The organism is Megasphaera sp. UBA4382, assembly GCF_002391155.1.
Classification (GTDB): domain Bacteria; phylum Bacillota; class Negativicutes; order Veillonellales; family Megasphaeraceae; genus Megasphaera; species Megasphaera hexanoica.
Genome location: NZ_DGRS01000028.1, coordinates 1 through 12,010, shown reverse-complemented (window position 1 = coordinate 12,010; position 12,010 = coordinate 1). Strand labels below are relative to the sequence as shown.

At 51.2% G+C, this 12,010-nt stretch carries 14 protein-coding genes; all 14 read left to right on the top strand.

Translation table 11 applies throughout. The annotated features are described in order from the left end of the window. Positions 1-8 precede the first annotated feature (8 nt). The 14 genes from B4H10_RS03035 (at position 9) to B4H10_RS02970 (ending at position 11,931) form a co-directional block, all read left to right on the top strand. Entirely contained in the window at positions 9-1,559 is a 1,551-nt protein-coding gene (locus B4H10_RS03035) for a putative polysaccharide biosynthesis protein (RefSeq protein ID WP_414673998.1), read from the top strand. Positions 1,560-1,584: 25 nt separating this feature from the next. Then, the gene (gene mazG / locus B4H10_RS11545) at positions 1,585-3,111 is read left to right on the top strand and encodes a nucleoside triphosphate pyrophosphohydrolase (RefSeq protein ID WP_059077405.1); all 1,527 of its coding nucleotides are present in this window, start codon (positions 1,585-1,587) and stop codon (positions 3,109-3,111) included. Positions 3,112-3,138: 27 nt separating this feature from the next. After that, a complete protein-coding gene (locus tag B4H10_RS03025; protein WP_059077406.1) occupies positions 3,139-3,417 on the top strand; it encodes an HU family DNA-binding protein in 279 nt (92 codons plus the stop codon). Positions 3,418-3,528: 111 nt separating this feature from the next. Continuing rightward, on the top strand, positions 3,529-4,683 hold the full coding sequence (locus B4H10_RS03020) for an MGDG synthase family glycosyltransferase (protein WP_170087423.1): 1,155 nt from the start codon (positions 3,529-3,531) through the stop codon (positions 4,681-4,683). Between the two features lie 88 nt (positions 4,684-4,771). Beyond that, a complete protein-coding gene (locus tag B4H10_RS03015; protein ID WP_150824725.1) occupies positions 4,772-6,085 on the top strand; it encodes a divergent polysaccharide deacetylase family protein in 1,314 nt (437 codons plus the stop codon). 13 nt (positions 6,086-6,098) lie between these two features. Next, the gene (locus B4H10_RS03010; protein WP_292018144.1) at positions 6,099-6,875 is read left to right on the top strand and encodes a TSUP family transporter; all 777 of its coding nucleotides are present in this window, start codon (positions 6,099-6,101) and stop codon (positions 6,873-6,875) included. 11 nt (positions 6,876-6,886) lie between these two features. Then, on the top strand, positions 6,887-7,639 hold the full coding sequence (locus B4H10_RS03005) for an SDR family NAD(P)-dependent oxidoreductase (protein ID WP_113855996.1): 753 nt from the start codon (positions 6,887-6,889) through the stop codon (positions 7,637-7,639). Between the two features lie 49 nt (positions 7,640-7,688). After that, positions 7,689-8,558 carry a hypothetical protein gene (locus B4H10_RS03000; RefSeq protein WP_113856553.1) on the top strand — a complete coding sequence of 290 codons (870 nt, stop codon included), beginning with the start codon at positions 7,689-7,691 and terminating at the stop codon, positions 8,556-8,558. Between the two features lie 14 nt (positions 8,559-8,572). Continuing rightward, the gene (locus tag B4H10_RS02995; protein WP_075582286.1) at positions 8,573-8,917 is read left to right on the top strand and encodes a YkvA family protein; all 345 of its coding nucleotides are present in this window, start codon (positions 8,573-8,575) and stop codon (positions 8,915-8,917) included. A gap of 185 nt (positions 8,918-9,102) precedes the next feature. Then, positions 9,103-9,525, top strand: coding sequence for an acyl-CoA thioesterase (locus B4H10_RS02990; protein ID WP_059077413.1), 423 nt, complete (start codon positions 9,103-9,105; stop codon positions 9,523-9,525). A gap of 61 nt (positions 9,526-9,586) precedes the next feature. Next, on the top strand, positions 9,587-10,129 hold the full coding sequence (locus B4H10_RS02985; protein WP_059077414.1) for a hypothetical protein: 543 nt from the start codon (positions 9,587-9,589) through the stop codon (positions 10,127-10,129). 13 nt (positions 10,130-10,142) lie between these two features. Next, a complete protein-coding gene (locus B4H10_RS02980; protein ID WP_292018143.1) occupies positions 10,143-10,826 on the top strand; it encodes a coenzyme F420-0:L-glutamate ligase in 684 nt (227 codons plus the stop codon). A gap of 20 nt (positions 10,827-10,846) precedes the next feature. Further along, a complete protein-coding gene (locus tag B4H10_RS02975) occupies positions 10,847-11,437 on the top strand; it encodes an XTP/dITP diphosphatase (protein ID WP_292018142.1) in 591 nt (196 codons plus the stop codon). Continuing rightward, a complete protein-coding gene (locus B4H10_RS02970; RefSeq protein ID WP_059077417.1) occupies positions 11,434-11,931 on the top strand; it encodes a metallophosphoesterase family protein in 498 nt (165 codons plus the stop codon). Before B4H10_RS02975 ends, B4H10_RS02970 begins: the two co-directional genes overlap by 4 nt. The last annotated feature ends 79 nt before the right edge of the window (positions 11,932-12,010 follow it).

Below are 12,010 nucleotides of genomic sequence, written 5' to 3'. Positions count from 1 at the left end.
GGGGAGCTATGGTGCTCACCATTGCCGGGATTGTCGTAAAAATCCTGGGCGGCGTGAACCGCATTCTCCTGTCCCGCCTTCTGGGCGGTGAGGGAATCGGTCTCTATCAGATGGCCTATCCCATGTATATCCTGCTGCTCAGTATCGTTGGCGCCGGCATTCCTATTGCTGTCTCCATCATGGTGGCCGAGCAGGCGGCCCGGGGCAATTACAGCGGTACGCGGAGGATTTTTCACGTTACTCTGGCTTTCATGGCTGTCATTGCCGTTTTGTGCGGTCTGGGCATGGTGCTGGGAGCCCGCGCACTCATTGCTACGGGGCTTGTCAGTGATGAACGGGCCTACTGGCCTCTGGTCGTACTGGCTCCGGCTTTGTCTTTGTCTGTCCTGACCTGCTGCTTTCGCGGCTATTTCCAGGGCCTGCAGCTCATGACTCCGACAGCTTTGTCCCAGATGCTGGACCAGTTCGTCCGGGTGTGTGTCATGCTTACGCTGGCCTGGGCCCTTTTGCCATATGGATTGGTACCGGCTGCCTCCGGAGCTGCTTTTGGCGCTGTTCCCGGTGCAGCGGCTGGACTCTGTATCATCGCCGCATTGTACATCCGCCATGAAAAAAAAGAGCAGCTACCCGATACAGGAACATTTGCACCGTTACATGTCCTGACTGTCATCAGACGCCTGGTTGTCCTTGCCGTTCCGGTCGCGGCAGCTAATATGCTGCTGCCAGCCGTAGCCAGTATTGATTTGTTCATCGTGCCGCGCCGTCTCATTGCTGCCGGATACACGGCTCATGAAGCCACGGCCCTGTTCGGCTATCTTTCTGGCATGGCTAACGGGCTGGTGCAGCTGCCGGCTATCCTGACTATGGCTCTTGCTACCAGTCTCGTCCCGGCAGTCTCGGCAGCCCTTGCCAGTGGCAGAAGAGATCTGGTGCTGGCGCGGACCCATACGGCCATGCGCATTGCCTGCCTGATTACTATTCCCGCTTCCCTGGGACTGGCTGTACTGGCCGTGCCTATTTCACGGCTGCTCTATGCGACACCGGCTGCAGGGCCTTCCATCTGTGTCCTGGGACTGTCAGTGTTCCTCATCGGCCTGCAGCAGGTCACGGGTGGTCTCCTGCAGGGATTGGGCCGTACGGCAATTCCTCTGTATAATATGGCCGCCGCGGCCATTGTCAAAATCGCCCTGAGCTGGTATCTGACGGCCCTGCCCTGGCTGGCTGAAGTAGGGGCCGCCTGGGCGACCAATGCCGATCTGGCTATTGCTGCCGCACTCAATTTATATTTTGCCCGGCGCTACTGCCGCTATGCCGTACAATGGCTTTATATAGGAAAACTATTTCTGGCGGCAGCGGCCATGGCCGGGACAGCCTGGTTTGTCCACAAAGGTTTGTCGGCAGTAGCTCCTGACGCGCTGGCCACGGTTGCCGCTATGGGAATGGCAGCACTGATTTACCTTATTTGTCTGTTTGCCTTCCGGGCTATCGCCACTGAGGATGTTGCTAAAATCCCCGTATTGGGGCCCCGTATATATCGCTGGGTAAAAAAACTGGAATAATGACGTTATGGAAAAGAGGCTGATTATGGGAACGATACATATTGTCGGGCTGGGTCCGGGAGATGCCGGCCTGATTACACTTTCGGCTTTCCGGCTTATGCAGGAAGCGCGCTGCCTGCTGTTGCGGACGGCTGTGCATCCGTCTGTTTCTATGCTCGATGAAGCACATATTGCCTACGAGGCACTGGACCGTTTTTATGAACAGGGGACATCTTTTGACAGCGTCTATCAGGGCATTACTGATTATGTGCTGGACCGGGCATCGGAAGGAGATGTCGTCTATGCCGTGCCGGGTAGTCCCGTCGTAGCGGAACGGACGGTACTTATGCTGGAAAAAGAGGGAGCGGGACGTCATATCCCCGTCGTAGTCCATCCGGGGATGAGTTTCCTCGAAGTCATGTACACGCGGCTCCGTTTTGACCCGGTAAACGGCGTGACCATTATCGACAGTTCCGATGCCGGACAGGTTCCGCGTGATATCCGCACGCCCCTTATCGTGACCCAGGTATACGACCGCCACGTCGCATCGGATTTGAAACTGTCTTTGATGGATATTTACGGTGACGAATATGAAGCACAGCTGGTGTATCATGTCAGTCTTCCTGACGAATCGATACGGCCGATAAAGCTTTATGAACTGGATCGCTGTGACCAGATTGACCACCTGACCAGTCTCTTTCTTCCTGTTCCGCCGGTAGAAGGGGATGTGGTGTCAGAAGATGGAGAAACGCCGCAAGAGGGGATGCCTTTTGATCTCGATCCCCTGGTACAGGTCATGGCACGCCTGCGCGGCGAACGAGGTTGCCCCTGGGATAAACGGCAGACTCACAAGACCCTGCGACGGTTCCTCATCGAAGAAGTGTATGAAATGCTCGATGCCATAGATCAGAACGACATAGAAGGTATCCGGGAAGAATTGGGCGATATTCTGTATCAGGTCGTCATCCATGCCCGCATAGCTGAAGAAGAAGGCCTTTTTTCAGCACAGGATATTGTAAACGATGTAACAAAGAAGATGATTCGCCGCCATCCCCATGTTTTTACGGATAAACCCCTTGAAAACAGGCATATGAGTATGGTAAACTGGGATAGATTGAAACAGAGCGAACGACGCCAGCAGCACGACCATCTTCTCGATGGAGTCGTCAAAGGCCTTCCTTCACTCCTTGCCGCCTATAAACTTCAGGAAAAATCTGCAAAAAAAGGATTTGAGTGGGATACGGCTGAACAAGTGGTAGCCAAAGTCCACGAAGAATGGCAGGAATTCCTGGATGCCGTGGCTGAAGGTGACAGGGATCATATGGAGGAAGAAGCAGGCGATGTCCTGTTCGTTCTGGCCAATTTATGCCGGCGATATGACATAGAACCGGAGTGTGCGTTACATCGGGCTAACAACAAGTTCCGCAGCAGATTTTCCTATGTAGAGGATTGTGTCCGTGCTTCGGGCAGAGACTGGTCTGAATTTTCCCTGGATGAGCTGGATGGCTTCTGGCAAAAGGCGAAGCGGGAAGAACGAAAAGATGCGGGAACTCCTGTTAGACGGAAACGATAGATGTAACAAATCAAAGGAGGATTTACAATGAATAAAACCGAATTAGTAAACAGTGTAGCAGAAAAAGCTGATATCACGAAAAAAGATGCTGAAAAAGCTGTAAAAGCTGTATTTGAAGCTATCAGCGAAAGCCTTCAGAAGGATGACAAAGTTCAGATTATCGGCTTTGGTACCTTTGAAGTACGTCACCGCAAAGAACGGGAAGGCCGCAATCCGCAGACTAAAGAAACCATCAAGATTGCCGCTTCCAATACACCGGCATTCAAAGCGGGCAAACAGCTCAAAGATCTGGTTAACAATAAATAAGTCAATGAGAAAAAGAGCCGCAGTCAGAAACGGCTCTTTTCTTTTCTTGCATTTTGTCGTACCATGGATATATAATTTAGTAGGACTATCAGTCTGAAAGAGGGAATCAGGATGACGAAGAAAAAAGTGCTGATCATGTCAGCTTCTATTGGGAGCGGTCATACTCAGGCAGCACATGCTATAGAAGAATATCTGAAAACCCTGCCGGCAGAATGCGAAGTGGAACACTTTGATTTCATATCCAATGATGTGCTTTCTATCGACAACATTGTCAAGGAAACGTATTTGAAAATACTCGATGTATTTCCCATGCTTTATGATCTGATGTATTATTCCTCCCAGGGTTATAAAAAAGGCATGGTAGTGAAAACACTTTTTTCGTGGGGATTGAAACGCCGTATGTTGCGCGTGCTGGCGGACAAGAATCCCGACATTATCGTTTTTACTCATCCATTCCCGGCAGGGGCGGCAGTCTTATTGAAACGGCAGCACCGCCTGCAGATTCCCCTGGTTGGCGTCATTACGGACTTTACCATCCATCAGCTCTGGGTCTATCCGCAAATGGATCTGTACTGTGTAGCGACGTCCCAGTTGAAACAGCAGCTCATGGAGCAGCATGTGTCGGCTGAAAAAATCGTCGTTTCCGGTATTCCTGTACGCAATACCTTCCAGCAGCAGCGCTGGCATTGGGATGAAGACCACGAAAGACGGCGCAACGTCCTCATCATGGGCGGCGGCCTCGGCATGGGGTCGATTCGCCAGTCATTATCTGTTCTGGATAAGCTTCCTGATGTAGGTGATTTTACTGTCGTAACAGGATATAATGCTGATTTGTACGATGAACTCTGCCAGATGCGGCGGGAACTGCATCACCATGTGGAAATCCTGGGTTATACCAATCACATCCCGGAATTGATGGTACGGGCCTCCCTTCTGGTTACCAAACCAGGAGCCCTGACCTGCACGGAGGCGGCTACTGTTCAGGTGCCCATCGTGCTGTACAGTCCTATTCCCGGGCAGGAAGAAGCCAATGCCACCTATATGCAGAGCAAGGGCTGCGCCCGCTGGGTCAAAACGAAAGATGACCTGGCAGCGGTTGTTTCCGAGCTGCTCAGATCGCCGGAAACACTGCAGCAAATGTCCGCATCAAGCCTTGCCTGCCACCGCAACGGGGCACAGATCATAGGGCGGCGCGTTCTGGAGCTGCTTCATGGCAGTGCTGAGCCGGAACTGGATATAACGACAGAAGAATATTCAAAAGCCTGATTTGATTCAGAAATGAGAGAAACCGGAGTGGCTGTTCATAGATAGTTGCTATGAAAGCGGCTCCGCTTTTTACTATGGAGGAAGACATATGATAAAACGTAAACGGAGCCGGCGCTCTTCCGGAAGTTCGTCCCTGGCAAGACCGCTTGCCGTCCTGGTGCTGCTCATCGCCCTCTGTGCCGGGGCCTGGTGGTTTCTCAACGGCAATACGGAAAAAAAGGCCGATGAAGAAATGACCCGTATAGACAGCGTACAGGATAATGGTGTCGATGCTGATTATACCGGACCGGCCAGCGAACTGCAGGATGCCGTGGAAACATGGCTGAAGGCACAACATGCTTCAGTGACAGTCCTGAAGACAGAAAACAGGGAAGAAAACCGCCGGGCGACAGGAGGGAAAATCCGCTGGACGACAAAACAGGTCGAAGTCGTACCGGATAAAGAATTTTCGCGGACAAGTCTGGAAAGGGAACTTGCCAAGAGTGGAGGAAAAGCTGTCCTGTATCAGGTGGATACGAAAAAAGCTGGCAGCAGTACCATTACAGAATATGACATCGCCTTATTCGACATGCTGGATAAGGAACAGGTCTATCTCGTCGTGACAAAATTGTATGTCACCGAACCGGGAGCTGCGAAAGAAACACAAGATGCCGTAAAGAAAGCCGTGCTGAACGCAAAAGATAAGGACCTGGCCAGTGTGAAAGAAAAGAAGAGCACGGCCGGCCAACAGCATCCGTCAGAAGTACGGGGACGGCTGGCCATCGTCATTGATGACTGCGGAAGCAGCCTTGATATCCTGAACCAGTTCAATGCTATGCCCATTCCACTGACCTATGCCGTCATGCCGTATAAATCTCATACAGCAGAAAGTGCCGACAGCGGCTACCGGGCAGGACGGCAGATCTTTGTTCATATGCCCATGCAGCCCCAGGGAGTTCCGTCATCAGAATCGGTCTATATCGGAACGGATATGAGCGACAGCAAAGTAAAAGCTACGGCCAATGAAATCCTGGATCAGGTACCCCATGCCATCGGCATGAATAATCATCAGGGGTCTTTGGCAACATCAGACAGCCGGATCATGAAAGATGTCATGCAGGTCATGAACAGCCGCGGCCTGGCATACCTGGACAGCCGCACTAATAGTACATCTGTTGGGGAACAGACGGCCCGGGCCATGGGTGTCGTGACAAGCCGCAATAACCTGTTTATCGACAACGATGCCAGCGTCGATGCTGTCAAGAGCCGCCTGCGCCAGGCTGGACAAATTGCCCGTGAAAACGGCAGTGCCATCGTAATCGGTCATTGCCGCTGGAATACGGCACAGGCTATCAGTGAAATGATAGACGAATTGCATAATGAAGGCATCGACCTGGTCTTTGCCACAGATTTGATGGAATAGGAGTCGTTTGAATATGGATTTTCTTTCCCTTTCCTGGGAGTATTTGCTGATTACATTGTGCGGAGGGTTTTTGTCGGGATTCATCGACTCCATTGCCGGCGGAGGGGGACTCATTTCCCTGCCTGTTTTTCTGGCCATGGGGATGCCGCCCCATTATGCCATCGGTACCAATAAATTTGCTGCCACCTTTGGCAGCGGTATCAGTACCGTCCAGTTCATGAGGGCTGGAAAAGTAGATACGGGTCTCATGAAGAAACTCGTGCCATTTACGTTCATCGGGGCTGCCCTTGGATGTCTGCTCATGCTTCATATGTCGGCAACCGTGCTTCAGCCCCTGGTTATTGCTGCACTGGTAGCCGTAGCTATTTTCGTCTTTAGCCGCCGGGACCTTGGGGCGGCCAGTACCTATACGGGAGAAACGAAGAAAAAGCTGATCCAGGCTGTGGCTTTTGCCTTTGCCATCGGTATCTACGATGGTTTTATCGGGCCGGGCACGGGAACATTCCTGATCATCGCTTTTGCCATGATCGGATTTGATTTCGTCGTTGCTGCCGGCAATGCCAAGGTGCTGAATTTTGTGAGCAATGTTACGGCGTTCTGCCTGTTCATCTATTCGGGAAAAGTCCTGTATGCTTATGGACTGACTATGGCTCTGGGCATTTTCATAGGCGCCTTTTTTGGATCCCGTATGGCTATCCGCAGGGGCAGCGGCTTCGTCCGCGTCGTCATGATGACTGTGACGACGCTGCTCATAGGCAAACTGATTCTGCAGTATTTAGGACTATTCTGAGGTGTATGCGTATGGACTGGAAAGATAAAGTCATTCTCATCAGCGGTGGTACGTCCGGTATTGGTCTGGCAACGGCCCGGATCCTCCTGGGAAAAGGGGCCGGTGTCGTCATCAATGGACGGGATGTCGCAAAGGGCCGGGCAGCTCTTTCACATCTTCAGTCTCTTCCCGGTTCCTGCCAGTTTGTGCCGGGAGATGTAAGCGACGAGAGAGCGTGCTGCCGTATCGTTCAGGAGACACTGCATCATTTTGGCAGGCTGGACGGGCTGGTAACATCGGCCGGGTATTATGAAGAACAGCTGCTGGAAAATGTTGCGGCCAGGGACGTAGAGAGCCTGTTTGCCACCAATGTCTACGGTACGATATATCTCTGCCGGGAAGCGCTGGAACCATTGAAAAAAAATCAGGGAAGCATTGTTATGGTCAGCAGTGATGCCGGCCTGCAGGGGAATATCGGCTGTTCAGTCTACAGTGCGACTAAAGGGGCTGTTGTGTCTTTTTGCAAATCACTTGCCCTGGAACTGGCCCCTCATGATGTACGGGTCAACTGTGTCTGCCCCGGCGATGTAAAGACTCCGCTTCTGTCCCGCCAGATGGAAGCGAATCCTGACGAAACGGAAGAGTCTCTGCGCCAGCAGTACCCGCTATACCGGCTGGCTGAGGCTTCCGAGGTAGGGCAGGTCATCGTATTCCTTCTCAGCCGGGAAGCGTCGTATATGACGGCTACAGCAGTTCCTGTCGATGGCGGTTTGACAAGCTGGTGAAAACATGGGAAAATAAAGAAAAATGTATTTTGAAAATGGGGGGATTCCTATGTCAGATGAAATGGATAAAGTACAGGCATTACAAGAAGAAATCGATGCCCTGAAAAAAGAATTGGCAGCTATGAAAGCTGAAAAAGAAGCCCATGCGCCTGTAGCGCCGACTGCTTCTCTGGAAGTAATCCAGTCTATCGAAAATTCTGCTGCCGATGCTGATCTCAAGGTTGAAACCTATTGCCGCTGGGCAGCTGCCCGTGCTGGAGCCATTGTCATTGCTCCCCTCGTTGGCACAATCGCCCTCATGGCAAATGAAGTGTATCTCGTCAGCCGCATTGCCAAAGTCTACAATGTCAAGCTGTCTGAACGGGCTGTCATTGCCTTCCTCGGTGCCATGGGCAGCCGTATGGCGGGAAATCTCCTGACGACGCTTATTCCGTTCAGTGCGGTGCAGGTCCCTGTCGCCGTCGGTATTACGTACAGCCTGGGCCGGGTAACACAGCGCTGGATGAAAGACGGCATGCCTACCGATATGGGCCCGTACATCGAAATGATGGCCCAGTGGAAGGACAAGGCCCGTGAACAAGTAGATAAATTGCGTGATAATCCACTGAAAAATGTGCCGCTCGGAGATGAAACAGTAGATTTCATGAAGCGCTGGGGCAGTGTTGCCAAAGACGCTGCTATTGATGCTTTTGACGATGTCAAGGAAAAGGGCCAGGTAGTCATTGATTCTGTACGGCGCCGCAGCGTCCTCGATGATGTGGAAGAAGCCAGAGAAGACAGTGCTGATGTAAAAGAAACGACACAGGAAGAAGCGGCACCGGCAGGGGAAAAGCCAGCTGCCGATACGGCGGAACCGTCTGTCGATGAAAAAGTACAGGCAGCTGTAGAAGACGCCAAGATTCCTCTTGATGAAAAATAAATGAAGGTGTGCCTATGTGGAAATTGCTGTTGTTTTTTACCCGTTTCTATTCGCCAGGCCGTTTTCTGCGGTTTCTGAGTAAAACGAAGGGAAAACTACATTTCCTCCCGAAGCTCCTGGCCATCTTCTATTGCATCCAGGATAAGGATACGCCCAAACTGGTCCGGCTCGTACTTATGGGTGCTATCGGATATGTCATCCTGCCTATTGATGTTGTTCCCGATTTTCTGCCTGTTGCCGGCTGGGTCGATGACGCTGCTGTCGTAGCGGCGGCTCTGAAGTTTGCAGCGGCTTACATCAAACCGGAGCATAAAGAAAAAGTACGGCGTATCCTTCCGTTTGCTCACTGCGACTGGTAATTTTCTCTGTGGAAGGAAGGTCTGCATCAATTGCAGATCCGCCGAGAATAGTGTTTCAGGCTGCCGCATCTGCGGCAGCTTTTTTACAGTATAAAGCGCCAGGTTTTGTCTGGTAAGTTTTGACAAATGCTCCTATACAGCGTAAAATAATAGGGCATGTTTAAGTGAAGACAGGAGTGGAGAAAATGGTCAGCGTAACAGAACGGGTCCGCTTCAGCGAGACAGATATGATGGGAAACGCCCATCATGCCAATCATATCCGCTGGTTTGAATGTGCGCGCTGCGAGTATATGCGTGCTGCCGGTGTCGATTTATTTGAACTCATGGATGAAGGCATTCTTTTTCCTATTAAAAACGTAAACTGTGAATACATCGATAATATCTATTACGATGATGAAATCGTCATCGAAGCCCGCCTGGTCAAGTTATCGCGGGCTCAGATGGTATATGCCTACCGTATTCTGCGGAAACGGGACGGCCGCCTCATGGCCGAAGGAACGACGCAGAATGTTTTTACCCATAAGGATACGGGAAAGGTAGCCCGCATTGGCGATGGTCCGTACCTCAGGCTGAAAGCCATGTATGAAACAGATCAGCAGGAAATGTGATCTGTTTCTGCAGCTGTTGTTCTAGTTCTACTTCATATTTTACCTAAAGGAGTCTTGTGTCGTGATTGTCTACCAGTTGCTGAACATCATTATCTTTATCGTCGGCCTCATTGCCGTACTGTATCTGTTATTCCGCCTCTTTGCCTGGCACCAGGGGGATGCCCGGTTTGTCATCGAAGCGCGGAGACGCCAGCCTTTTGCCTTAAAAAGCCTGACTGCCGGTACAGCTGTATTTGAAACAGAAGTTCCCTTTAAGAATATAGGGAAACAACTAGGAACGATTATGGATTTTTATCCCCGGACCCTGTTGCCTTATGAACAGTATGACAAGGTCATTGTCCACTCCCAGCTGGCAAATAAAGCAGCTGAACGGAACGATGGATATTGGGAATCGGTCATCATCAATCCCGGTGAATCGGGCCGCATCCGCGTTACGATTGAACTGGTGAGCAAGGAAGGAACCATCCGTGAAGATTTAAAGACCTTCCCCGATATGCCCATTGACCTGGTATATCAGGTCGTTTCCCGCAGTGAATGGTATATTCACAAGGCCCGTATTACACTCAAAGCTTCAGAAGTAAAACGGGCTATGGAACAAGCATAGGAGGAAAATAGACATGGCAGAATTAGAATTAGTACCGGTAAAGACCAGAATTCTTACTGATAAAGATGACATCGTCGATATCATAGAAGAATATGCAAAAGATATCGTCGGACCTGATGATATTGTATGCTCGGCAGAAAGCGTTGTCGCCATCACCCAGCACCGCTATACCCGCCCGGAAGAACTGACACCAACCTGGCAGTGCCGTCTCATGCGCCGCTTCGTTCCTGGTGAAGGGAGCATGGCCAGTCTCTATGGCATGCAGGCGGCGATGAACCTTGAAGGGGAATGGAAGATGCTCTTCTGGTTCATCATCGGTTTTTTGGCAAAACTGGTTGGCAAAAATGGCGTGTGGTATGCCAAATGCCGCCAGGCATCGCTGACTGATGACGTGACGGGCACGATGCCGCCTTTTGATAAATGCATCGTCTATGGCCCGGATAAGCCTGATGAAGTGGCTGAAGCAATCAAAAAACGCATGGGCTGTTATGGCGCCTGCGTGGCCGACGTCAATGACCTTAAGCGTTCAGCTGTACTGGGCCATTCCCGCGGCCTGAATCCAAAGGAAATCGCCCGTATCCTGATTAATAACCCCTTTGGCAATGCATCGCAGAAGACGCCTATTGTCGTCATCAAGAATTATGCCCAGGCCGTGCGGGAGCAAAAAGGTGAAACCGCTGCCAAAGAAAATAACTAACGATGGAGAAGGAACCTGCTATGAAAGAAACGATTATCCTGGCGACGCATAATGCTGGAAAAATCAGAGAATTCAAAGGCGCTCTTGAACCATTGGGATATGACGTCGTGTCTGTGCATGACGTCATTTCTGATATCAAGGAGCCGGAAGAAACGGGTACGACCTTTGTGGAAAATGCCCGCCTGAAAGCCCGGTATTATATGAAGGCTACAGGCCGTCCCTGCCTGGCTGACGATTCGGGAATCATTGCCGATGTACTTGATGGTCGTCCTGGTGTCTATTCGGCACGCTATGCCGGACCGAAATGTGACGACGGACAGAATAACCAGAAACTCATTGAAGAATTACGGCCTTTCCCGCCGGAAAAGCGGACGGCCCATTATGTATGCGATCTGGTCCTCATCTGGCCTGATGGACGGGAAATCCATGCTGAAGGGACCTGTTCCGGCCTTATCCGTGATTTCTATGCTGGTACAGGCGGATTCGGATACGATCCATTATTCTATGTTCCGTCCTATGGAAGGACTATGGCGGAATTATCACTGGAAGAGAAGAACAAGATCAGCCACCGTGGCCGGGCTCTGAAAAAACTGTTGGAGCTGTTGCCATGAGTGTGGTACGCATCGGATTAGTCAGTGACAGCCATGGCCGCTTTTCCTGCTTGGAACAGATGGTAGATCAGGCTCCTGACGTCTGCTGCTGGATACATGGAGGAGATTATTGTGAAGATGCGGAAGATTTAGGAGCCTATGCTGCCGTTCCCGTGTATGCCGTCCTCGGCAACAATGATTACCTGACAGACCTGAATGTGCCGGAACGACGCCTTGTAAAAGCGGCGGGCCTTACCATTGCGGTCATCCATGGCAGCCAGTGGTATGGAGAAAAGAGACTCCAGAAATTAGAAGAATGGGGTCATCATGCCGGGGCCGACCTGGTTGTGTTTGGCCATACACACCGCCAGTATCTGCTGGAACGGGAAGATCTTGTCATCGTCAATCCCGGCAGTATCAGCCGGCCCAGAGACGGGCGGGAGGGGACGTATGCCATCGTCATTGCAGAAGATGGCCGGCTGGCCGATATCCAATTTTACCACCTTCAAAATTAATATATATTCATGTTTGACAAATGATGGGATAACGTGTATAATATTTTACGTTGACGGGGCATAGCGCAGTTTGGTAGCG